Origin of the sequence: Gilliamella sp. W8128, assembly GCF_016100545.1 — a bacterium.
Taxonomy (GTDB): domain Bacteria; phylum Pseudomonadota; class Gammaproteobacteria; order Enterobacterales; family Orbaceae; genus Gilliamella; species Gilliamella apis.
Genome location: NZ_JACFSE010000001.1, coordinates 227,901 through 251,510 on the forward strand (window position 1 = coordinate 227,901; position 23,610 = coordinate 251,510).

General features: G+C 28.9%; 21 protein-coding genes and 1 pseudogene. 20 read left to right on the forward strand and 2 right to left on the reverse strand.

Features of this window, described 5'->3' with window-relative positions:
* The 10 genes and pseudogenes from H3U97_RS01040 to H3U97_RS01085 all read left to right on the forward strand — a co-directional run bounded on the left by H3U97_RS01040 (position 1) and on the right by H3U97_RS01085 (position 9,993).
* Positions 1-624 carry a penicillin-binding protein activator LpoB gene (locus tag H3U97_RS01040; RefSeq protein ID WP_086357390.1) on the forward strand — a complete coding sequence of 208 codons (624 nt, stop codon included), beginning with the start codon at positions 1-3 and terminating at the stop codon, positions 622-624.
* Positions 624-1,670, forward strand: coding sequence for a beta-N-acetylhexosaminidase (nagZ, locus tag H3U97_RS01045; RefSeq protein ID WP_198197628.1), 1,047 nt, complete (start codon positions 624-626; stop codon positions 1,668-1,670). The genes H3U97_RS01040 and nagZ overlap by 1 nt, the downstream gene beginning before the upstream one ends.
* 352 nt (positions 1,671-2,022) lie before the next feature.
* Positions 2,023-2,892: pseudogene (locus H3U97_RS01050) on the forward strand (sigma 54-interacting transcriptional regulator); the annotation flags it as partial.
* Positions 2,893-3,059: 167 nt separating this feature from the next.
* Positions 3,060-4,283, forward strand: a complete 1,224-nt coding sequence (locus tag H3U97_RS01055) for an acetyl-CoA carboxylase biotin carboxylase subunit family protein (RefSeq protein ID WP_198197632.1) — start codon at positions 3,060-3,062, stop codon at positions 4,281-4,283.
* Positions 4,284-4,949 (forward strand): amidohydrolase family protein, encoded by a 666-nt coding sequence (locus H3U97_RS01060; protein ID WP_198197634.1) that lies wholly within the window; start codon positions 4,284-4,286, stop codon positions 4,947-4,949.
* Positions 4,936-6,129, forward strand: a complete 1,194-nt coding sequence (locus H3U97_RS01065; protein WP_198197636.1) for a pyridoxal phosphate-dependent aminotransferase — start codon at positions 4,936-4,938, stop codon at positions 6,127-6,129. Before H3U97_RS01060 ends, H3U97_RS01065 begins: the two co-directional genes overlap by 14 nt.
* A 42-nt stretch (positions 6,130-6,171) precedes the next feature.
* Positions 6,172-7,443, forward strand: a complete 1,272-nt coding sequence (locus H3U97_RS01070; RefSeq protein ID WP_198197638.1) for a glycosyltransferase — start codon at positions 6,172-6,174, stop codon at positions 7,441-7,443.
* Positions 7,444-7,545: 102 nt separating this feature from the next.
* Positions 7,546-7,947 (forward strand): FdtA/QdtA family cupin domain-containing protein, encoded by a 402-nt coding sequence (locus H3U97_RS01075; protein WP_198197640.1) that lies wholly within the window; start codon positions 7,546-7,548, stop codon positions 7,945-7,947.
* Positions 7,944-9,032 carry a DegT/DnrJ/EryC1/StrS aminotransferase family protein gene (locus H3U97_RS01080; protein ID WP_198197642.1) on the forward strand — a complete coding sequence of 363 codons (1,089 nt, stop codon included), beginning with the start codon at positions 7,944-7,946 and terminating at the stop codon, positions 9,030-9,032. The genes H3U97_RS01075 and H3U97_RS01080 overlap by 4 nt, the downstream gene beginning before the upstream one ends.
* Complete coding sequence (locus H3U97_RS01085; RefSeq protein WP_198197644.1) at positions 9,019-9,993, forward strand: glycosyltransferase family 2 protein; 975 nt, start codon at positions 9,019-9,021, stop codon at positions 9,991-9,993. The genes H3U97_RS01080 and H3U97_RS01085 overlap by 14 nt, the downstream gene beginning before the upstream one ends.
* Before the next feature lie 235 nt (positions 9,994-10,228).
* Here the strand turns inward: H3U97_RS01085 and H3U97_RS01090 are convergent, their stop codons facing one another.
* Positions 10,229-11,038, reverse strand: coding sequence for a hypothetical protein (locus H3U97_RS01090; RefSeq protein WP_086361314.1), 810 nt, complete (start codon positions 11,036-11,038; stop codon positions 10,229-10,231).
* Positions 11,039-11,333: 295 nt separating this feature from the next.
* Between H3U97_RS01090 and rfbB the strand changes: the two genes are divergently transcribed.
* From rfbB to rfbD, 4 genes are read left to right on the forward strand one after another with little or no spacing between them, the layout of a single operon-like run.
* Complete coding sequence (gene rfbB / locus H3U97_RS01095; protein WP_086362430.1) at positions 11,334-12,398, forward strand: dTDP-glucose 4,6-dehydratase; 1,065 nt, start codon at positions 11,334-11,336, stop codon at positions 12,396-12,398.
* Between the two features lie 13 nt (positions 12,399-12,411).
* Positions 12,412-13,278 carry a glucose-1-phosphate thymidylyltransferase RfbA gene (rfbA, locus tag H3U97_RS01100; RefSeq protein ID WP_198195528.1) on the forward strand — a complete coding sequence of 289 codons (867 nt, stop codon included), beginning with the start codon at positions 12,412-12,414 and terminating at the stop codon, positions 13,276-13,278.
* 11 nt (positions 13,279-13,289) lie between these two features.
* Complete coding sequence (gene rfbC, locus H3U97_RS01105; protein WP_198197646.1) at positions 13,290-13,823, forward strand: dTDP-4-dehydrorhamnose 3,5-epimerase; 534 nt, start codon at positions 13,290-13,292, stop codon at positions 13,821-13,823.
* A gap of 4 nt (positions 13,824-13,827) precedes the next feature.
* Entirely contained in the window at positions 13,828-14,697 is an 870-nt protein-coding gene (rfbD, locus tag H3U97_RS01110; RefSeq protein WP_198197648.1) for a dTDP-4-dehydrorhamnose reductase, read from the forward strand.
* Here the strand turns inward: rfbD and H3U97_RS01115 are convergent.
* Positions 14,692-15,585, reverse strand: a complete 894-nt coding sequence (locus tag H3U97_RS01115) for a glycosyltransferase (protein ID WP_086361231.1) — start codon at positions 15,583-15,585, stop codon at positions 14,692-14,694. The genes rfbD and H3U97_RS01115 overlap by 6 nt on opposite strands.
* Before the next feature lie 248 nt (positions 15,586-15,833).
* Here H3U97_RS01115 and msbA (H3U97_RS01120) point away from each other — a divergent pair, with 248 nt between their 5' ends.
* The 6 genes from msbA (H3U97_RS01120) to H3U97_RS01145 all read left to right on the forward strand — a co-directional run bounded on the left by msbA (H3U97_RS01120) (position 15,834) and on the right by H3U97_RS01145 (position 23,601).
* Positions 15,834-17,570 (forward strand): lipid A export permease/ATP-binding protein MsbA, encoded by a 1,737-nt coding sequence (msbA, locus tag H3U97_RS01120; RefSeq protein ID WP_198191764.1) that lies wholly within the window; start codon positions 15,834-15,836, stop codon positions 17,568-17,570.
* A 29-nt stretch (positions 17,571-17,599) separates the two neighbouring features.
* A complete protein-coding gene (msbA, locus tag H3U97_RS01125; protein ID WP_065579315.1) occupies positions 17,600-19,354 on the forward strand; it encodes a lipid A export permease/ATP-binding protein MsbA in 1,755 nt (584 codons plus the stop codon).
* Between the two features lie 55 nt (positions 19,355-19,409).
* Entirely contained in the window at positions 19,410-20,486 is a 1,077-nt protein-coding gene (locus tag H3U97_RS01130; RefSeq protein ID WP_086357364.1) for a glycosyltransferase family 10 domain-containing protein, read from the forward strand.
* Positions 20,487-20,579: 93 nt separating this feature from the next.
* Positions 20,580-21,557 (forward strand): glycosyltransferase family 8 protein, encoded by a 978-nt coding sequence (locus H3U97_RS01135; RefSeq protein ID WP_198197650.1) that lies wholly within the window; start codon positions 20,580-20,582, stop codon positions 21,555-21,557.
* 43 nt (positions 21,558-21,600) lie between these two features.
* Positions 21,601-22,590: a glycosyltransferase family 2 protein gene (locus H3U97_RS01140; RefSeq protein WP_198197652.1), complete on the forward strand. Its 990-nt coding sequence runs from the start codon at positions 21,601-21,603 to the stop codon at positions 22,588-22,590.
* Between the two features lie 60 nt (positions 22,591-22,650).
* On the forward strand, positions 22,651-23,601 hold the full coding sequence (locus H3U97_RS01145; RefSeq protein ID WP_198197654.1) for a glycosyltransferase family 8 protein: 951 nt from the start codon (positions 22,651-22,653) through the stop codon (positions 23,599-23,601).
* Positions 23,602-23,610: the final 9 nt, after the last annotated feature.

The following is a 23,610-nucleotide window of genomic DNA, read 5'->3' on the forward strand; positions in this document are numbered from 1 at the left end:
ATGAAACAGTTTAAACGTATCATTGGAATGGGCATGCTTGCTTTTAGTTTAGCTGGATGTCAACTTCTTGGTTATAATCAAAAAACTGAAGTTAATCCGCCAGTAGAAATCCCCGATAACACTGGAGTGGTAGATACTCCACCACAGATAGTTAAAACAACTGATTGGAGTGATATATTATCTCCAGTTGTAAATAAAATATTGCAATCTTCATCAGCAATTGAAGGTAATAAAGTGTTGTTAATTAGTGATATCCAAAATCGTAGTGGTGATTATTTAGCAACAAATCAGATTGATACAACGTTACATAATATACTGAATAAGCAAAGCATTTTCTCTGTGGCTGATAGACAATCAATCAGTCAAGCTAAACAAGCGTTAGGTATTTCTGTTGATGATAAACTTGTTTCTCGCAGTAAAATGATCGGTTTGGCTAAGTCAATAAATGCAAGCTATGTGCTTTTTACCACACTTTATAAGTTACCAACCGAAAATGAAGATGCCAACCTTTCTATGGAATTACTTTCAACCCAAACGGGTGAAATTTTACAACGTGTGACAACAAAGGATATCCAATCCAAAAATTCTGCTAATCCTGATCCTTCTCAAGGAGCTGCTGAATAATGGGGCCTTTATTGATTGATGTGCCGAGTACATCATTAACTAATGATGATATGGCGCTTTTAAAAAATCCAATGGTAGCAGGGATTATTTTATTTAGTCGCAATTATCAGTCGCCTGAGCAATTGACTGACTTGATAAAGCAAATTCGTTCGGCGACATCAGAACGTTTATTAATTTCGGTTGATCATGAAGGTGGTCGAGTTCAACGTTTCAAACAAGGTTTTACTCTTATTCCTCCTGCGCAATCTTTTGCTTTGCTTAATGATTTAGAAAAAGCGAAATCATTAGCATTTGACGCTGGTTGGTTACTAGCGATGGAATTGATTGCCTACAACATTGATTTAAGTTATGCGCCTGTACTTGATTTAGGTCATGATTGTTTAGCCATTGGTAGTCGGTCATTTCATCAAGATAGTTATATTGCTTATCAAATTGCATCGTCAATGATTGATGGTATGCATTCCGCAGGCATGAAAACAACTGGTAAACATTTTCCTGGTCATGGTCATGTTATTGCTGATTCTCATAAAGAAACACCAATTGATTATCGTTCGAAAGAACTCATTGAAAATGATATGCAGATTTTTGCTAAATTAATCGCTGAAAAGAAACTTGATGCCATTATGCCTGCTCATGTTATTTATCCTGAATTTAATGATAAACCTGCCAGCGGGTCAGAGTTTTGGCTAAAAACAGTGTTACGTGAAAAGTTACATTTTGATGGTGTTATATTTTCTGATGATTTATCGATGGAAGGTGCTTCTGTTTTGGGTGATCACGCTGAACGAGCTAAAGCAGCGCTTAATGCTGGTTGTGATTTATTATTGGCTTGTAATAATCGAAATGGCACATTAGCTATTTTAGATGCATTAATTCGTTTAAATGAAAAACAGCCATTATTAACCGATAAAGCAAAACTACTATTAACTAATAACAAAGTAAATTATGCCGATTTGATAAAGAGTCATGATTGGCAGAATCGTCATCAAAATTTAATGAAGTTGAATGAAAAGTGGGAGCATTATAATGCAAGCAGCCATCATTAAAATCGACAATAATACACAATTAGTTGCTTATAATGATGCAGCAAAAGCATTATTTTCTAGTAATTTATTAAGCTTAGATCAGCCATTTGATTATCGAAATGCATTTAATTTAGATACAACATTCGATTTATCTGAACATGATGATACGATTATTGTATTGAACTCGCAGTATTTTTTATTGCAAAAAATTAATGAATCATCCCTTATTACCTTTGTTTTGCAACCAGTTGAATATCTAAAAAAACGGTTAGCAAAAATTAATGTTGTTGGACATCATGCTTTTGATATTTTTGCTGTTAAAAGCCAACCAATGCAAAAATTAATTGCTCAAGCTAAAGCTTTTTCAATGCAAAGGGAGCCACTATTGATTACCGGTGAAACTGGCACCGGTAAAGATTTATTGGCTAGTGCATGTCATCAATATAGCCCTAGGGGGGATCAAACCTTTTTAGGTCTTAATTGTGCTGCTATGCCAGATGATGTTGTTGAAAGTGAGCTTTATGGACATGCCGCAGGGGCTTATCCAGGAGCACTTGAAAGTAAAAAAGGTTTTTTTGAGCAGGCTAATGGTGGTTCTGTTTTGCTTGATGGCATTGATGAAATGTCATTCCAAATGCAAACCAAATTATTGCGTTTTATTAACGATGGCTTTTTTAGACGAGTCGGCGATGATAACGAAGTTTATGTTGATGTTAGAATCATCTGTGCAACTAAAGTTGATTTAGCTGAATTGGTGGAACAAGGAAAGTTTAGGAAAGATCTTTATTATCGCTTGAATGTGTTGTCCTTAAATTTACCTTCACTACAAGAGCGTCAGGAAGATATTGCACCGCTTACACAAATTTTTATTGATGAATTTGCTAATAAGCAGGGCATTACACCGCCAACAGTTAATCAAGATGTTATTCCTTATTTAGCTCAATATTCATGGCCAGGAAATGTAAGACAGCTTAAAAATGTACTTTATTCAGCATTGGCTCAGTTAACATCTTCACAATTGACAGTAAAAGACATTGTTTTACCAGCAATAACTTCAACTCAGATCTCATTGATTAGCGATATTGACAATAAAACGCTAGATGAAATGACTAAAAACTATGAAAAAGAAGTCCTAAAAAGTCTCTATGTCAAATATCCAAGCTCAAGAAAACTTGCCAAAAGACTAGGGGTATCACATACTGCAATTGCGAATAAGCTTAGGGATTATGGGGTGGGACGTTGAGCATTTTAATAATTATATGTTTGTTAAACAAGGTTTAATATTAGTTATTAAAAACAAATATGATTTAACTTTCATTACGTAAAGCATAATGATATATTTACAATATTAACATTTACTATAAACATTGAGAATATTTCAAGTTTAATTAAATATGACAGGAATTTATTATGATAAACCGGAACATTTTTTTATTGTTAGGTGGAAATAAGTTAAATTATGGTATTTATCAAAAATTTAAAAATAAAAATATGTTGGTTTATGTTGTTGATTGGAATGAAAAACCAGATATTGTTGGCGATAAACATTATCGTTTAGATGTTAAAGATGGTAAAAGTATTGCAAGAGCGCTTGAAAAAGACGGGGTAATTAATGATGTAATTTTTGCTTACTCGTCTATAGACCTAGCAGTGGAAGCGGTTGCATATTTAAATAAATTATTTGGATACAAAACATTAAATGATCATGGTGTTGCAAATGCATCATCTAAATCAATGATGACTAAAAAATGGAATGAAGCAGGTCTATTAAATCGATTTTCGAGAGCTTATTCAAGTTATGATTCATCTATATTGGAACAAAACAAACATGTTTCACTAATATTTAAGCCAGACAATTCTAGTTCTTCAAGAGGAATTACAATATGTCCTAAAGCTGATGATGAGGCAAACTTGTATAATGCTTTTATAAAAGCTTCGACTGAAAGTTCGAATGGTTTGGTTATAGTTGAAGAATTTGTAATAGGAACCGAATTTACCGTTGAAATGTTAGGAGATAGCAATTCAAATGTTAGTGTTTACGGAATTTCTAAAAAATCACATACTCCATATAATAAAAACAACAAAATTGCAGTTAAATTGCATTATAATTCAATTAGTGATTCTTTACAGAATAAAATTGCTAACTATGCTATACAGTGTTACCAAGCTTTAAATTTCTCATCGTCATTAGGACATTTAGAGATATTATTAAAAGAAGATGGGACATTATCACCGATTGAAATAGGTGCCAGATCAAGTGGTTTCATAGCCTCAGATCTTGTTGATATTGTTTCGGGACGCGATTATTTAATGGATTTATTAGATGTATATAAAGGTGGAATTGTCTTTCATGGACTTCTTCCTCAAACTAATTTTTCATCGATGTATTATTTTTATGATTTTCCAAATAATTTCACAATTAAGAAACAATGTTCACTATTAGACTTTTGCGATAAAAATATTGTGAGCCTTTATTCAGATCATTCATCTTTAAAATCAGGAGTTTGTTTTAATATTATTGATAATGATAATGCTAGAGTGGGATTTGAAATTTTGAAAGGTGATAAAAGTATATTAACTAAGGACTATATTGATTTACTTGAGAAAAAAATGTTAATGGAAATGGGAGGTTAAATGTTTTTTGATAGCCATATACACACTAAAACAAAAGAAAGTGGTGGATTTATCATTGGTCTTGAAGGAGCTCCTAAATTTGCAGATACAATGAATAATCAACAAGCATTAACTTATCATTCTCCTCAAAATGGTTATGTATCATATTTTTATGTTACAAAAAATATGTTGCATGAAGTAATTGAACATAAATTTTTAAAATATCATCCTCGTAGAGAACATTATACGCCTGAGCAAGTTATTCAATCGATATATCTCAATAAACCGCATTGTGTTATGATCGATACTTTAAATGAACCTTATTGGCAACCTTATGATTATTGGCAAATAGCTCGTATTTTCCCCGATATTATTTTTATATTTCCTCATTCGGGGGGATATTTAATTAATGACTTTATAAAAATATGTCATTTTCAGAAAAACATATGGATTGATTTCTCTTTAACACATACTGTTTTAGGCGGTTTAGGAAAAGGACTTGCCTATATAAATGATGCAATTTTATATTCATGCAAAAGTGCTTTCGCAGAAAGAGTTTTATTGGGATCTGATGCTCCTTTTTTTAATCAGCAGGATGTTGTGGATTTTTATAGGCGATTTGATTTGATAGATTCATTAAATTTGAATTTTAAAAAGTTGTTGGAGAAGATTAATGAAATTAAATGATAAAGTTGTAGCAATTCCGCCTGCTGCATCAATTTTGATAAATCAAATTGTATATGATAAAAGACAGCTAGGTGAAAAAGTATATACTTATTCTTTAGGTGAGGCTTTTTTTGAAATACCACGATTTGATATAACTGATGAAGAATTTGTATCAGGCTACCATTACTCCAGTAGTTTAGGGCAATTACTTTTACGAAAAAAAATTGCTGAACTTTACCAAAAATATTATGAAGTTGGAGTTGAAGCTGATTCTGAAGTTTTGATTAGTGCTGGCTCGAAAGTTATCATCTATATGTTATTGATGACGATAATCAATCCTGGTGATGAAGTGCTTGTTTCTGAACCGTCATGGTTAAGTTATAAAGAACAAATATCATTGGCAAATGGAGTTTATGTAGGGATACCTTTCACTGAAAATATTAATCAATGGGAAAAATATATTACTGATAAAACAAGAATTATAGTTATAAATAATCCCAACAATCCATCAGGCTATTTATATTCTGAATCTGAATTAAGTTTTTTACTAAATTTAGCTAAAAAATATAATTTAATCATTTTATCTGATGAGGCTTATAGTGATTTTCTTCTAAAAGATGATAAATTTATCTCAATTTTAAATTTAGACAAACACAAAGAGCATTCCATTGTTGTTAATTCCCTCTCTAAAAATATGGGGATGTCTGGTTGGAGAGTTGGTTATGCTATTGCTAATAAAATTATTATTTCTCAATTGTTAAAACTTAACCAACATTTAATTACGTGTGCACCTACATTATTACAAGATTATTTAGCTAAAAATTTTGATTCAATTTTAGAACATACTATACCTCAAGCTCGCCAAATGGCTGAAAAAAGGAAACAAGTACAATTACTTATTAATGAGCACAAACTTAATGTACTACCTGGTATTGGAACTTTTTATTTTATGATTGATGTTTCAAAATTCCCAGGCTCTACAGATGAGTTAGTATTAGAATTATTATTTAATCATAATATAGCAACTGTTTCTGGTAGTGCATATGGAATAAGTACAAGTGATTTTATTCGATTCGGTATAGGGGTTGAAAATCTTAATGATATAAATAAAAGTTTGAGTATTATTTCCTCATATTTGAGGTTGGATAAATATGATAATAAAGCTTTAAGGAAACAGTTAACACAACCTAGTAATAAATAAATTATCTTAAATTTTTCTTTCAAATAAATTTGGTGAATAATTATGGCAAATATTTTAGTTTGCGCTGATGGTTTTTTTCGAGCAATATCTCCGTTAGCTTTAGAACCACTAATAGAAGGATTTGTTGAATCTCTCGTAAAAAATGGAAATAATGTTTTACTATATATTAAAAAAGATTTCCCAGAAGATAAAAGTTTATCTACCAAATTATTGGAGTTTAAAGCAACTAAAGAAGTAAAAACTTTTAACCCTGAAATAATATTTACTTTTAATAATTGTATAAGAAAAAGTTTCCTACAGGTAACAAATTGTCCGGTTTATATAATTGCATCAGATACTCCTGTATATTGGAATAGAGGAAGACTGATAGAAAAATTTAATTCAAGATATCATTTACTGTATTTTAATGATGACTTGTGTGAAGATGTAAAGAATTTATACAAAATTGGATTTGAGAAGCAAAGGCGAATTCCTTATGTTACCGCGATAAATGCAAACTCAAAATTACCAAAGAAATATGATATTTCTTTTATAGGAAATTTTTATAATATTTCTCAATTTTTATTTGAGAATATTATCTATGAGCTTCATGTTAGAAAAGATGAAAAAACTTACAATGAATTTTGTGAACTTGTTGACGATATTATAATCTCAAAGAAAAAAACATCTAATATTCAAAGTAAGTGGCAACAGATTAAAGATAAGATAGGTAAAAATATATCCTTGGATTTATTAATTAAAGAAGTGTTTTTGATGAAAACTTCTGATATAAGACAAAACTACTTATCTAAAATTTCAGATATGGATTTACATATTTTTACTTGGATCCAAAATTTAAGAATTTCTTCAAATAATTTTAATCTTGCGAAGAGTACTCATATTTTGCCAATCTATGATATAAAGGGTAATGAAAAAATTTATAATTCATCAGTCATATCCTTAACGTTACCTCATGCTCAAGTTGATACGGGATTTTCATGGAGAGTTTGTGATATTCTGGCTTCTAACTCTATGCTACTCTCTAATCCGAGTAAAGATCTTGACAACATGTTCAACGGTATTATTCCTGTGTATAAGGACCCTTCTTCGCTACGGGATTTATGTAAATATTATATAAAGAACTCCAAAGAAAGAACAGAAGTTGTATCAGAATGTCAAAGAATAATAAATAAAAATTGCAGATATGATAACTTTTTAGATGTTTTATACGATTTTACAAAAATAAATTTTAAAAATTGTCAAAATATTGGTAAATTGATTAACTTTAAAAGTGTAGAAACCAAGCAGAATAAGTATTTTGCAATTAACAAATAAAACAAAATCAATTTGTTTTATTAATTTAAAAATTTTTTATAGAGCAGATGTTAAGATTAACATCTTGGTTGATATTTTATATGAAATATAAAAGTGTGAACAATGCATACAATTATTGATTTTAACGTTAAAGGCGATGAACGAGGGAATTTGGTTGCTTTAGAGCAATTTTGTGGTTGTCCTTTTGACATCAAAAGAGTGTATTATATTTGGGGAACCCTTGAAGGAGTAGTTAGAGGAAAACACGCTCATAAAAATTTAGAACAGATTATAATATGTGTATCTGGAAGTTGTGATTTTATTTTAGATGATGGAGTAAGTAGAGAAATAATTCACTTAGATACTCCTAAAAAAGGATTATATATTAAAAATAAAGTTTGGCGTGAATTCACAAACTTTTCGAAGGATTGCGTCGTGATGGTTTTGGCTAGTGAATGCTATAATCCTGAAGATTATATTAATGATTATGAGGAATTTATAAAAGAAGTGAGGACAAATAAATGATCAAATTTCTCGATTTATATAAAATAAATGAACAGTATCGCTCTGAAATTGATTGTTATTTTAACAAAGTTATGGATAAAGGCTGGTATTTACTTGGTGACGAAAACACTTCTTTTTGTAATGCCTTTGCTAAATATTGTGGTACTAAATATGCTTTAGGTGTTGCCAACGGACTTGATGCATTAAATTTAATTATTAAAGCATACGGATTTGGCCCTGGAGATGAAATTATAGTTCCAGCTAATACTTATATAGCTTCTATACTTGCTATCTCAGAAAATGGCTGCAAGCCCATTCTAGTTGAACCAGATATCAATACCTATAATATCAATCCCAATCTTATCGAAAAAGCAATAACACCAAAGACCAAAGCTATTATGGTTGTCCATTTGTATGGTCAAGCAGTAGAAATGGAAAATATATGGCGATTAGCTGAAAAGTACAACTTAAAAATAATAGAAGATTCAGCACAAGCTCATGGTGCAATGTATAAAGGCCGTAGAGTTGGTAATTTAGGTGATGCTAGTGGTTTTTCCTTTTATCCTGGAAAAAATTTAGGTTGTTTAGGTGATGGTGGTGCTATAACTACAAATGATGAAGAGTTATATTTAAAAATCAAAGCAATTGCAAATTATGGTTCTGATAAAAAATATGTCAATATTTACAAAGGGGTAAATTCTAGATTAGATGAATTACAAGCTGCTGTAGTAAATGTAAAATTACCTCATTTAGATGAAGATAATAATAAGCGACGTAAAATAGCCAATTATTATATAAAGAATATAAATAATCCGTTAATTGTATTACCGAAATTACCAAAAGAAGATATGCATGTATGGCATCTCTTTGTTATAAGAACTGAAAATAGAGATAAATTACAAAGTTATCTGCAAGCTAATGGAATACAAACTCTTATTCATTATCCTATTCCTGTTCATAAACAGGAGGCATATAAAGAATGGGGAAACCTTAGCTATCCTATTAGTGAAAAAATACATAAAGAGGTTTTATCTTTACCTATTAGTCCAGTAATAACAAGTGATGAAATGATTAAAGTTGTAGAAGTGATAAATGAATATAAGTAAATTACCGTTAGTTTCTGTTGTTATTTCTGCATATAACCATGAAAACTATATACAAGAGACTATTAACTCTATTATCGCACAAACGTATGAAAAAATAGAACTAATCATTATCGATGATGGTTCAATAGATTTAACTTTCGAAAAAATCCTTGAAATGGAAAATGTTTGTAAAGAACGTTTTATTAATATTATATTTAAAAAGCAAAAAAACCAAGGAATTGGTACAACAGCTAATAGTCTAATAAATTTATCTCAAGGAAAATATATATACTATATTGCTTCAGATGATTTAGCTAAGCCTACAGCTATATATGAAGAAGTCTCATTTTTAGAGAAACACGATGATTATTCACTAGTTGTTGGTGACAATGAAATCATTGATAAAAATGGAATAATTTGTTATTGGGATAAATCAAGAAATTTGATTTATGAAGAGAGTGCCGCTACCCACAAAACATATGGTGATTTTTTGAAGATTAAAGAATTAGGCAATAATTTTGGGCGATATTTATATTTATACAAAGGTAACCATATTCCTAATGGTTATCTAGTTAGAAAAGAAATATATGAAAAAACAGGTATAAATAATGAAAAAGCACCTTTAGATGATTGGTTTATGAACCTTCAAATAGCCAAGTATGCTAAAATTAAATATTTAGATAAAGTTTTATTTTCCTATAGATGGCACCATACAAATACTAGTAAACAAGGTCAAAAGATGCAATTGTTATATGATTTAACAATACAATATGAAAATGATTTACTCTCAAAAACTGATTTTAAATTAGTTCATAAAGATGCTTTATATTGCTTTTTATTTGGAAAGATTATAAAGAAAGTAAGTATAATAAATAACAAAATTGAATTTCATAAATATAGAAAAAATAATATCAAAATGTGGGTATTACATATTTTGGGATGTGAATTTATCATCAGAAAAAAATTTCTATCAAATGATTAAAAAACATTCTTTTAGTGGTGATATTGAAAAAATTAATAGAGTTATAAATTAAATTTTTAACAATTTTTTTTGTTTATTTCTTATAGAAGAATAGGATTGATTTTTATCCAATCCTCAAGTTGTTATATGATATAGTTTAACAAATTATATCTTATTGAAGTATTTAATAATACAATGAAGATTAAAAAATAAAATAAATAGTATTTTTAATCAATTAATTATTTTTTGGTTATTTTTAAAAATTAGTATTTGTTGGCCTAATATTTTTTTCAATACTCATCCCAGATCTAGGATGCTGTTTTGTTATAACACACTTTATAAGTTTTAAAAAACTTATAAAATTCAAATTATCTTTTTTCTTCATTTTATATGCATAAAATAAGTTGCGTCTAATTTGTTTTTTTGGATTTTGTTTTCGAAACATTCTTAATAACATTTTAGCGTATGCTATTTCAAGCCTTGCTCTTTCACTAAGTTCTCCTAATGAAAGCTCACAGGTCATGTCATGCTGCATTTGACCAATACATATTCCTTTTAAATTAGCCGATTGAGGAGTGTCATGAATTAAATCAAAAAATCTATGGTCAGTATGGTAAAAAGCAAATTTTTCATCAAAAACATAATTATTAATCGAAATTAATGTATTAACCAAATTTTTTGAAATAGCAGTTCCCGAATTTATAGTGCGGATATCACCTAATGTAAATTCACCTAATGGAGTTATTATCTCTTTTTGCTCATAATCTGAAGGAAATTGATGAATACCTTTATTTTTTTGTGGATAAATAGCTGGGCAAATCAAAGCATATTGCGAATTACCATGAATATTTTCAAAAAAAGATGGATCGATTTTAGAATCTTGGTCAAAAATAACAAAAAAATCGTAATTAGTCTTATAAATAAAATTATTATATATTTTGCTTAATGATAAATTACGTATATCTTGATAAATGGATGTTACTATACCTTTGTCTTTGCTTTTAATTAAATAATCATTAATATCTTTTTCTTCAAGTAACGTAGGTCCATTATTCCAAATAATCAAATTCAACTCTATATTGTCTAATTTTGTATCTAGAAGTGATTTTAATGTGATCGAATCAGATAGAGAAGAATTATATAAAACTGTTAAGAGATTTATTCTCATAATTAAAAATTAAAAATTAAAAAAGTTAAATATCATTTTACCATATGCACTACATAATTGTTAATATAAATTCTTAGCTCAAATTACTATATTAAGATTTATATTAAAAATGTAAGGATTATCTATATATAATATTGCTATTTATTTACTTTGTTATTATCATTTTATAATAGTTTTTTAAGAGGGAAGATAAATGAAATTGATTGTAACTGGTGGTGCTGGATTTATTGGCTCTGCTGTTGTTAGATATATTATAGAAAAAACGGAAGATGAAGTATTAGTTATCGATAAATTAACTTATGCTGGAAATTTAGAGTCTTTAGATGAAGTATCTAAAAGTAATCGATTTTATTTTAAGCAAATTGATATTTGTGATAGAAATTCCCTAAGGAGAGCAATAACAGATTTTCAACCTGATATTATCATGCATTTGGCTGCTGAAAGTCATGTTGATCGTTCTATTGATAATCCATCCACATTTATAGAAACTAATGTAATAGGTACTTTTTCTCTTTTAGAAGAGTCTTTAGCATACTGGAAAAATATAGATTCTACCAGAAAGGCAAATTTTCGTTTTCATCATATTTCGACAGATGAAGTTTATGGTGATTTGCATGGAACAACAGATTTATTTACAGAAAAAACTCCTTATTCACCAAGTAGTCCTTATTCTGCATCAAAAGCATCAAGTGATCACCTTGTTCGAGCTTGGTATAGAACTTTTGGATTACCAACGGTGATTACTAATTGTTCTAATAATTATGGACCTTATCATTTTCCAGAAAAGTTAATTCCGTTAATGATTTTAAATGCTTTAGAAGGTAAGCCTTTACCCGTTTATGGCAATGGACAACAAATTAGAGATTGGTTGTATGTTGAAGATCATGCTAAAGCGCTTTATCTCGTTGCAACTCAGGCGAAAATTGGTGAAACATATAATATCGGTGGACATAATGAACGAAAAAATATCGATGTTGTTAATATAATTTGTGAACTACTTGAAGAATTAGTACCAAATAAACCAACTAATGTTAAATCTTATAAAGAGCTTATTATAAATGTAACAGATAGACCAGGTCATGATCAACGATATGCTATAGATGCTTCTAAAATACATTGTGATTTAGGTTGGAAACCACAAGAAACTTTCGAGAGTGGTATGCGAAAAACAGTTGAATGGTATTTAAACAATCAAGCTTGGTGTGATCATATTAAAGATGGTTCATATGCTAGATTTAGACAAGGTATATTAAAATAATAGGTTAAATTATATGAAAGGAATAGTACTTGCAGGTGGATCGGGAACTCGTTTATATCCAATTACTCGAGGTATATCAAAACAGTTACTCCCTATATATGATAAACCAATGATTTATTACCCTTTATCAGTATTCATGTTAGCTGGTATACGTGACATTTTAATCATTTCTACCCCTGATGATTTACCTATGTTTAAGCGATTATTAGGTGATGGCTCGCGATTTGGTATCAAACTTAGTTTTGCTGAACAACCTAGACCTGAAGGCTTAGCACAAGCATTTTTGATAGGTGAAGAATTTATTAATGGTCAAAAATGTAGCTTAATTTTGGGGGATAACTTATTTTTTGGTGAGAGTTTCGGTAAAAAATTAGAAAAAGTTGTATCTCAAAAGACAGGTGCAACAATTTTTGGTTATCAAGTGATTGATCCGGAACGTTTTGGTGTTGTTGATTTTGATAAAAATTTTAAAGCATTATCAATTGAAGAAAAACCAATAAAACCAAAATCCAATTGGGCAGTTACTGGACTTTACTTTTATGATGAAAATGTTGTTGAGATGGCAAAACAGGTCAAACCGTCAAATAGAGGTGAATTGGAAATAACTACGCTTAATCAAATGTATTTAGAAGCAGGATTATTAAATGTTGAGATCCTCGGAAGAGGGTTCGCATGGCTTGATACAGGAACTCATGACAGTTTATTAGAAGCATCATCTTTTGTTCAAGTTATTGAAAAACGACAAGGCTTAAAAGTGGCTTGTCTTGAAGAGATTGCATATCGTAATGGTTGGTTAAGTATAGAACAAGTTAAAGAAGAAACTGTACACTTAGGTAAAACAATGTATGGTCAATATTTAGCTAGATTATTAGAACAGTAGTAGGTAAATGAATGCAAGTAACTGAAACAGAAATTCCGGATGTAAAAATTGTTAAACCCAAAGTATTTGGTGATGAAAGAGGTTTTTTTCTTGAAACTTTTGAACAGAAACGTTATCAACAAATGTTAGATATAAATTTTAATTTTGTACAAGATAATCATTCACGTTCTCAGAAAGGTGTTCTAAGAGGTCTACATTTTCAAAAACAAAATCCTCAAGGAAAATTAGTCAGAGTAGTAAGAGGGCAAGTATATGATGTAGTTGTTGATATTCGCAAAGATTCAAAAACTTTTGGTAAATGGGTAAGTATTATTTTATCCGAGGAAAATAAAACACAACTATGGATCCCGCCTGGACTTGCTCATGGATTTGTTGTTTTATCTGATATTGCAGATTTTGAATATAAGTGTACAAATTACTATGATCCCAAGTCAGAAGAAAGTTTATTGTGGAATGATCCTACAGTGAATATTGATTGGCCAGTTACAAATCCAATATTATCAACTAAAGATAAACAGGGTAAAACATTAATGGAGTTAGTATAGGCATATGAAAGTTTTGTTAACAGGTGCTAATGGTCAATTAGGTAATTGTATAAAAGCTATATGTCCCTTGAATTATGAATTAATTAATACTGATAGACAACAACTTGATATAACTGACAATTTAGCTATTGAAGCTATTATTAATAAATATAAACCTGATGTGATTATAAATTCAGCTGCTTATACAGCAGTTGATAGAGCTGAAGACGAACCAACGTTAGCTAATCAAATTAATGTTATTGGACCACAAAATTTAGCAATTGTAGCAAAAAAGTATAATATAAAACTCATTCATATTTCTACAGATTATGTTTTTGATGGCAATCAAAATATTCCTTATATTGAAAATGACGTAACTAATCCTATTAATATTTATGGCAAAACAAAACGCGATGGAGAAATTACTGTTCTAAATAATTATCCATCTTCAATTATTATTAGGACATCTTGGGTTTTTAGCGAATATGGTAATAACTTCGTCAAAACGATGTTAAAATTATCTAAAACAAGAACCGAACTGTCTGTAATTAATGATCAAATAGGTAATCCAACCTATGCTGGCGATATAGCATTAACAATTTTTGATATACTTGAAAAGAATATTCCCGGTGGTATTTATCATTATTGTGGGGATCAGTCTGTCAGTTGGTATGAATTTGCTAAACGTATTTTTGATATTGAACAACAATTAAATTCAACAATTAAAAAATCACCGGTTAATGTTTCACCAATTTTAACCAAAGATTATCCTACAAAGGCATGTAGACCTTTATATTCTGTTCTAGATATGCAGAAAATAAATTTATTAACTGGTATTTCGGGATCAGATTGGAACAAGGCGTTGAGACATGTGATCCCTCGAATAAATTTATAATAACTGTTTTGTTTTCATAGGTATACGAGATCTAGGATGTTTTCGAGTTACTAAACATTTAAATAGATTTAAAAAAATAGTTAAAGAGTATTCTTTTCTGACGAACCTTCTTAGTAAATATAAAAATACATTTATACTATTTTTATTATCATAAAATAATTTATTCAATACTTTTGAATATTCCATTTCAAGTTTTCTTGATGGACTAATTTTGGTTCTATCTTGTAAATTAAAATTTAAAGAATGATTGATTTTCCCAATACATAACCCTTTAAACGTTGTTTTGCTTAATGATTTCAAATCAATAAAAAAACATGTATCTATAGCATATAAAGCGTAATACTCATTAAATATATGCGTTCTCGTACTCTTTAGATAATCTATTAACTTATGTGATAATGTTAATCCAGAAGAAATAGATTCTATTTCACCCATCTTAAAGATATTTTTATCTAATAATTTTTCAGTTTGCGAATAAGTAGGAAAGCAAAGTGAATTTTCTTTTGTTCGCCATCCAGCAGAATAGATAGAAGGAACAATAATATCAAAATTATTATTTAATAATATATTTTTAAAGAAGTCAGAAGCTAAAACTGAATCTTGATCTAGGATTGAAAAAAAATCGTAATTTTCCTTGTTAATAAAAAAATTATAGATTTTACTCAATGCTATATTGTTTGTGTCTTCATATATTGAAAGCTGAACACCAAGTTTGTTAAATTTAGATTTAAATTCTTCACATTCATTAATATCAAGCTGTTGAGGACCATTATTCCAAATGATTAGATTTAAATTAGTATCTGTTTTTTCAGTGTTTAATAATGATTGTATAGTTTCAGAATTTTTTATTAATGAGTTATATAAGATGACTATCGCGGTAATGTTCATACTTGATCTAATTAATTGTAAAAAATGTTAATATTGTATCTTTTTATTATGAACAAAGATAGAATATTATACATCTAATTATTTAGATAACTCATTCTTTAAACTAGATTAAAATTTTATTTTGCATTCCAATTTATTAAGATTATTCACTTTATAAGTAAAAGGCGGTTGTTATAAAATAATTAAACTAACGAGACGTCCCTCATTTATAGTATAATAAATATTAAATTAGAAATTCACTTTTTATTATGTCTAAGAAATATAATTCTCTGAATACACTTGTACAACTGTGGCCATTCGTTAAACCGTTTAAAAAAGCTTTATTTATTGCAGTACTAGGGCTTTTATTAAATGCGGTTACTGATTCGGCTTTAATATCTTTGACTAAACCTTTACTTGATAATGGTTTAATGGATAAAAATTATTCTTTATTAATTATCATCGCTATATCGATCATTGGGTTAATTGCATTAAGAGGATTATCAAATTACGCTTCTACATATTGTCTCTCTTGGTTATCAGGAAAAGTTATAACTAAATTTAGACAAATGATATTTGATCATCTTGTAAAATGCCCAGTAAGTTTTCATGATAAACAAACTGTTGGTGATCTTGTATCTATCATAACTTATAACACACAAATGTTATCTAAAGCTTCATCTGATGCCTTGATTATATTGGTTCGTGAAATAACTTATGCCATTGGGTTATGTGTTGTTATGTTTTATGGTAATTGGAAATTAGCATTAGTGTTAATTATATTGGTACCATTTATTATTTGGGTTGCGCAATTTATTGCTAAGAAATTTAGGAAAAAATTGATGTCCATGCAAAAAGGGATGGGTGAAATTACCACTGCTGCTGATGAGATGCTGAAAGGGCACAAAGATGTTTTGGTTTTTAATGCTAAAGAATTTGAGAAAACTAATTTTAACAAAATTACCAATATATTTAGATGTGATATGTTAAAAATAGAATTAATATCACGATTATCAACACCGATTGTGCAAATGATTGCAACTTTAGGTTTAGGATTTATATTATTTTTAGTTGCAAGTCAAAGTTTAGATATTACGCCAGGTTCTTTTACTGTCGTTTTTTCTGCTATGATTGCAGTAATGCGACCTTTAAGAGAATTAACCAGTTTACACGTCGAATTACAAAAAGGTGCTGTTGCATGTGAATCTTTATTTGGACTTTTAGGCACTCCACTTGAAGATGATAGCGGTAAAATCGTAGCTAAAAATGTTAAAGGAAATATTGAATTTAAAGATGTAACCTATCAATATCCATCAGGCAATAATCCTATACTTAATGATATTAATTTTAGAATTGAGGCTGGACAAACTATTGCTTTAGTAGGTAGATCGGGAGCTGGTAAGTCAACTATTGCAAGTTTAATTCCTAGATTCTACGATTTAGAAAAAGGTCAAATCCTTATTGATGATATTAATATTAAAGATTACACATTAAAATCGTTACGTAACCAAATAGGATATGTTTCTCAACGAGTGCATTTATTTAATGGAACTATTGCCGATAACATTGTTTATGGTGAGAGAGGGTTGCATAGCAAGGAAGAGATTATTAATGCTGCTAAATTAGCTAATGCTATGGAGTTTATTGATAAGTTAGAAAAAGGCATAGATACCGAAATTGGCGATAATGGTATTTTATTGTCAGGCGGGCAACGTCAGCGTATCGCAATTGCTAGAGTATTATTACGCAATAATCCAATTTTAATTTTGGATGAAGCGACATCTGCACTAGATAATGAATCTGAACGACTTGTACAAGAAGCTATAGAATTATTACAGAAGAACCGAACTTCAATCATTATTGCCCACCGATTGTCCACAATTGAAAAAGCAGATCGTATTTTAGTGATTGATAATGGAAGAATTATTGAAGATGGAAATCATCAGACACTTATTAGACTAGATGGTATTTATGCATTAATGCATAAAATGCAATTTAATTCATAAAATAATTAATTTATTAAATAAATAACAATATGAGTAATAAACATAAAAACCTTGATCAAGATATATCAACTTGGCGAACTTTTTTAAAGCTATGGCCATATATTACACAGCATAAGTTTGTGTTGTTCATATCAATAATGTTGTTAATTGTTAGTGCATTCGCTGATACTTCATTGATTGGTTTATTGCGTCCTTTACTAGATTTGGGTTTTTCTATGAATGACCAAGAGTTTCTATATATGGCGCCTTTATATATATTTGGATTAGTGTTGATTAGAGGGATGGCTAATTATGGCTATTCAGTCTTATTAGCATTTATTTCCGGTAAAATCATAATGCGTATTCGTCAGCGACTCTTTGCTCATTATGTTGATGCTCCTGTTAGCTTTTTTGATAGATCATCAACAGGAAGATTATTATCGCAAATTACCTACGATACGGATCAAGTTGCAGCATCTTCTTCTGATGCTTTAATTACCATTATTCGTGAATCAGCGTTTATTTGTGGGTTATTTTATACTATGTTTTACAATAGCTGGCAACTATCATTATCTTTAATTATAGTTACTCCTATTGTAATAGCGTTGATTACTTTTATTTCCGTCAAATTTAGAAAGTTAGCAAAGAGCATGCAAAACTCAATGGGTAATGTCACTATGTCAGTAGAACAAATGTTAAAAGGACATAGAGAGATTATTGTATTCGGTGCTCAAGAAGAAGAATCTAAAAATTTTGAAAAGGTAAATAATAAATTTCGTCGGGATGGTATGCGGTTAGTTTCAGTTTCGGCATTATCGACACCAATCATTCAATCTGTTATTTCATTAGCTATTGCTTTTGTACTACTAACAGCGAGTGATCCAAGTTTAAATATTACACCAGGCGAATTTACAGTTGTTTTTTCATCGTTAGTTGCACTAATGCAACCTATCAAAAATTTAACCAGTGTTAATGCAAACTTCCAAAAAGGGATGGCAGCATGTCAAACATTATTTTTAATTTTTGAACAACCACGTGAGGTTGATAAGGGCATTATTAATGTAGATCGTGTGCAAGGGAATATCTCATTTAAGAATGTTTCTTTCGGTTATGAAACCAGACAAGATTTAGCTCTAAAGGATATTAGCTTCTCTGTACCTGCTGGAAAAATGGTTGCATTAGTCGGGCGCTCAGGATCAGGTAAATCAACAATAGCTAGCCTAATAACTCGATTTTATGATGTTTCAAAAGGAGAAATTTTAATTGATGATAATGACATTCGTAATTTCACACTATATTGTTTACGCAACCAAATTGGTTTAGTTTCTCAAAATGTTCACCTATTTAATGACACAATAGCTAATAATATAGCTTATGGACGAATTGGCGAATATTCTCAAGAACAGATTGAAGAAGCTGCTAAAAAAGCCTATGCATATGATTTTATTATGCAATGTGAACATGGCTTTGATACTAAGGTAGGTGAAAGTGGAATATTATTGTCAGGAGGGCAAAGGCAAAGAATTGCAATTGCACGTGCACTTTTACGAGATAATCCAATTTTAATTTTGGATGAAGCTACATCAGCATTAGACACTGAATCAGAACATGCAATACAAAAGGCTCTGAATGATTTACAGAAAGGAAGAACATCTATTGTTATTGCACATAGATTATCAACTATCGAAAATGCCGATAATATATTAGTTATTGATTCTGGAGAAATTGTTGAAAGTGGGACCCATAAAGAATTGCTCCAAAAAAATGGAATTTATACAAAATTATATCAAGCAAATCAATTATAGTTTATTCAATATAATAATTTAGCTATTGAGTAAATTAAGGAATATAAGGTGTACAATGAGTATCAGCAGGATTGTTATTGATTGTGTTAGTTTATTTGTAAAAGACAAAAAAAAGAAATATTTTCTAAAGAAAAAATATGGCAGCAATCCTCCTTATATTTTGACGAGAAAAAACGCCAAAGTTTATAAAGATATTTATATTCCAATTTATAAACATAATGTTCAATTATGCCCGGTTGAACCTGAAATTTATAATAAAAAAGGTGAGAGATTAAGAGTTATTTTTTTAAGGGATAACTATAAGCCCAATGCTTCTGCTCAAACAAGTAATTTAATATATTGGGATAAATATAATTTTGAACTGCCTCTACACCTTTATACTCATGGACGAATGTTGGAAACTATGGGGTCTCCAAGTAGCCGTTTTGGTGCTTTAGTTGAGACAAAAGGTATCAAACCAGATAGTTATGAAATTTTTTCAAAATATCAAGGTTTAGAAAAAGATTTTGATTTAATATTCACTTATGATGAAAAAATACTAAATGATATACCAAATGCTCGATTTGTGCCTTTTTGTGCTGATATAAAACTTTTTGCCAGTGATTTTGTTCTGTTACCCAGCCTAGATGAAATATTCCAACAAGATTTATTTTATGAAAAAAGTAAAAACATATCTATGTTATCATCGAATAAAAAATTATGTGATCTACATTTAAAAAGAATTTTAACGGCAAATAAATTAAAACATAATCCTAATGTAGATACTTTCGGTACATTTGATGGTGGCCAATTTGTTGATCCGTATGAAACTTTACGTGATTACCGTTATTCAATTGTTTTTGAGAATGAAATATCGCCTTATTGTTTTACTGAAAAATTAACTAACTGTTTTGCTACTCAAACTATCCCTATTTATATTGGAGCAAGTAAAATAGGTGAGTTTTTTGATGAGGACGGTATTATAAGAATTAGTGAAAATGAAATTGATAATATAGAAAATATTATCAAACAGTGTAGCGAAGATGATTATATCTCCAGAAAAGATGCAATAATGAAAAATTTTTTAGCAGTTCAAAAATTCAGTAATAATGAGGATTACATGTATAAAACTTATATAAAGAATCAATTTTAATTTGCATATATCAAATTTAAAAATTATTTTTAGCTAATTGAGTATTTTCATTTAAAATAAAACATTAGATTGTTCAATAAGATGGAATTGGTAATGATAGATATAAATGGGTGTGTTGAAGACAAAAAAGTTATCGCTTTCAATATTAAAGAAGTTGATAATCCATTACATGTTTTGCTTTGCTTTGATGATGATTATGCATTTCCCGCTGGTGTTAACATGTATTCTATTATTCGTAATAATCCTCATAGAGGATTACATTTTCATTTGTTTATGCAAAATGTAAGTATTGAAAATCAATCTAAAATCGCAGAACTTTCATCAAATCTTGTTTCAATTACTCAATATTCAATTAATAATAAATTTAGAATTCATTCTAATAATACGAAATCTTTTCCTATTTCGGCTTGCTTACGTATTATTGCACCTTTAATTATATCCCAAAATGTAAACAAGTTACTTTATCTTGATAGTGACACAATATGTTTATCCTCGCTAGATGAAATTTTTAATGCAGATATTAATGATAAAATTATTGCGGCCGTAGCAGATGTTGAAAACACTCAAGTTTCTCAGTGTAAAAAATTTCAATTAGAATATGGTAGTTATTTTAATTCAGGAGTGTTGCTATATAATCTTGAAAACTGGAATCAGGCTAATATAACTGAACAGGCACTTAATTTATTAAATGAAGGAATAGAGTATAAATTTCCAGATCAAGATGTATTAAATATTTTATTAAAAGATAAAATTTATTATCTTCCTAAAAAATTTAATAGTTTAACATTATTAACAGTTCAAGGTTTTGAAGATCAACAAAAAGCCGCAATGGGAGCGACTATTATACATTATACTTCGGGGAGTAAACCTTGGTTTAAATTGTATTTAACTCCAATCTATAAAAAATATATAGATAATTCACCATGGAAAAATACAAAACTGCTATTAGCTAACAATCATTCCCCATCTACAACACGACGTTATTCAAAATATTTATCACGACAGCATAAATATTTTCGTTCTTTCTTTTATTATGTGTTATATCTAAAACATAAGTTTTTTAAAGCGTAATTTATTAGTAATATTGTGTAGCTAATTATGATTAAGGTTTAATATGAACAATTCCCCACTTATATCTGTTATTATTCCTGCATACAATACAATAGATGTTATTGAAGAAACGTTGAAATCAGTAGAAGCGCAAACCTATCAAAATTACCAAATTGTACTTATTGATGATGGATCTACAGATGGGACAGGAAAATTTATTGACAATTATTGCAAACATAATAAGAAAGCAATAGCTTTTCATCAAGATAATTCTGGTGTGTCAATTACGCGTAATAAAGGCATTAATTATGCAACAGGGGAGTTTATTTGTTTTTTAGATAGTGATGATACTTATGCAACGACTTTTTTAGAGAAAATGTTAAATCGTCAGCAACAAACAAATTCTAATATAGTTTATTGTAGCTTTAATCGTATTAAAAAAAATAATATTGTTGAAGAGATCTTACCTTTTGAAGAAGGGAATATCCTTAAAAGTTTTATTGAGAAAAGCTTCCATTTCTCAGGGATGCTATTTAAGCGTTCTTTTTTGCTCCAGAATAGTATTTATTTTGATGATGATCTTAAAATTTGTGAAGATATTTTTTTTACTATCAAAGCAATAAGTCAAACTGAAGCTTATACAGTTAAAGAACAGTTGTTTAATTATTTTTATAGAAATCAATCAGTTACTAACTCTATTTATAATGCTGAATTATATGAAAATGATATTAAAACATGGTCACGAATTCAGTCTTATTTAAGAGAGAATTATAATAAAGAAGATAAAAAAGATATTATCCAACTAGTTTATTTTATATTAGTTAAATTAAAGATAAGACTTTTAACTGAATATTTAAAAGATTTTAAATATAAAGAAATTCGTGATTATTTAAACAAGGACTATAATCTTAATGATGATTTAATGAGTCTTAATGATAAATTCTTACATAAAAGTGATAGAAAAAAATTCAATATCATAAAACGAAATAATTTAATTGTATGGCTTTGGGGCAGTATATATTATCGATATGTTAGGCGTGATATCAAAAAATAATAAAATTTAAGTAATTGATTAAAAATAAAATTTTAAAGGTTATAATAAGGATTTTTTAGAATGAAAGATAACACGATAAATATTGCCTTTTGTACAGATAAAAATTATCTTGAATTTGTAGCGATATCTATTAAGTCAATCCAATTAAATAATTTGAATAATGATATTCAGTTTCATGTGTTTTTGTATGATGTACCTGTTAATGAGATAGAAAAATTTAAAAAATTAAATATTCCAATTAAAACTTATTTTATTGAAAAAGAGCAATTGGAACAATATCAGACTGAGCATAAATTAAAGCATATTAATCGATCAATGTATATTCGACTTCTTGTTCCACGCTTATTGAGACATGAAGTTGATCGATTCATTTATTTGGATGCAGATGTATTATGTTTTAAAGACATTTCGTCTATCAATAGCATTAATATTGATTCAGTTGTTTGTGCGGTTGTTTCAGACTCTTTAAATAATAATAACCTGAAAAAAAACATTAATCGTTTGAAGTTAAATTCAACAAACTATTTTAACTCAGGATTTCTATATATTAATACTAAAAATTGGTGTGATTATGATATTGAAAGTAAAGTCAATCAGGTTTTATTAAACTCTGACAATACTCAACTTATCTATCCTGATCAAGATGCTTTAAACATAGTTTTAAATAATAAAGTTCTCTACATTGATAGTAAATGGAATTATCTTTTTACTTGGATGAATGAGGAAGAAAAACAAAATTTTTTTTATGATAGTGAGTTTTTACCATTTATTATACATTTTACAGGCGCTAGAAAACCTTGGTATAAAGAGCATGTTGGACTCGCACAGAACTTATATTTATTTTATAAACATTTTACACCGTGGCATGATACTCCTTTACAAAGTTATTTGCCTAAAATGAGAGTTAATGATTATCGTATATATGCAAAAAATTATTTTAAAAAAGGAAAAATTTTTAAAGGAATAAAATTTTTCACACAATATTTATTACTAAAAAATGTTAAAAAATAATAACAATAG

Coding starts and splice junctions, on each gene's coding strand:
- H3U97_RS01040 (WP_086357390.1), top strand. CDS start 1: ATGAAACAGTTTAAACGTATCATTGGAATGGGCATGCTTGCTTTTAGT.
- nagZ (WP_198197628.1), top strand. CDS start 624: ATGGGGCCTTTATTGATTGATGTGCCGAGTACATCATTAACTAATGAT.
- H3U97_RS01055 (WP_198197632.1), top strand. CDS start 3,060: ATGATAAACCGGAACATTTTTTTATTGTTAGGTGGAAATAAGTTAAAT.
- H3U97_RS01060 (WP_198197634.1), top strand. CDS start 4,284: ATGTTTTTTGATAGCCATATACACACTAAAACAAAAGAAAGTGGTGGA.
- H3U97_RS01065 (WP_198197636.1), top strand. CDS start 4,936: ATGAAATTAAATGATAAAGTTGTAGCAATTCCGCCTGCTGCATCAATT.
- H3U97_RS01070 (WP_198197638.1), top strand. CDS start 6,172: ATGGCAAATATTTTAGTTTGCGCTGATGGTTTTTTTCGAGCAATATCT.
- H3U97_RS01075 (WP_198197640.1), top strand. CDS start 7,546: ATGCATACAATTATTGATTTTAACGTTAAAGGCGATGAACGAGGGAAT.
- H3U97_RS01080 (WP_198197642.1), top strand. CDS start 7,944: ATGATCAAATTTCTCGATTTATATAAAATAAATGAACAGTATCGCTCT.
- H3U97_RS01085 (WP_198197644.1), top strand. CDS start 9,019: ATGAATATAAGTAAATTACCGTTAGTTTCTGTTGTTATTTCTGCATAT.
- rfbB (WP_086362430.1), top strand. CDS start 11,334: ATGAAATTGATTGTAACTGGTGGTGCTGGATTTATTGGCTCTGCTGTT.
- rfbA (WP_198195528.1), top strand. CDS start 12,412: ATGAAAGGAATAGTACTTGCAGGTGGATCGGGAACTCGTTTATATCCA.
- rfbC (WP_198197646.1), top strand. CDS start 13,290: ATGCAAGTAACTGAAACAGAAATTCCGGATGTAAAAATTGTTAAACCC.
- rfbD (WP_198197648.1), top strand. CDS start 13,828: ATGAAAGTTTTGTTAACAGGTGCTAATGGTCAATTAGGTAATTGTATA.
- H3U97_RS01115 (WP_086361231.1), bottom strand. CDS start 15,585: ATGAACATTACCGCGATAGTCATCTTATATAACTCATTAATAAAAAAT.
- msbA (WP_198191764.1), top strand. CDS start 15,834: ATGTCTAAGAAATATAATTCTCTGAATACACTTGTACAACTGTGGCCA.
- msbA (WP_065579315.1), top strand. CDS start 17,600: ATGAGTAATAAACATAAAAACCTTGATCAAGATATATCAACTTGGCGA.
- H3U97_RS01130 (WP_086357364.1), top strand. CDS start 19,410: ATGAGTATCAGCAGGATTGTTATTGATTGTGTTAGTTTATTTGTAAAA.
- H3U97_RS01135 (WP_198197650.1), top strand. CDS start 20,580: ATGATAGATATAAATGGGTGTGTTGAAGACAAAAAAGTTATCGCTTTC.
- H3U97_RS01140 (WP_198197652.1), top strand. CDS start 21,601: ATGAACAATTCCCCACTTATATCTGTTATTATTCCTGCATACAATACA.
- H3U97_RS01145 (WP_198197654.1), top strand. CDS start 22,651: ATGAAAGATAACACGATAAATATTGCCTTTTGTACAGATAAAAATTAT.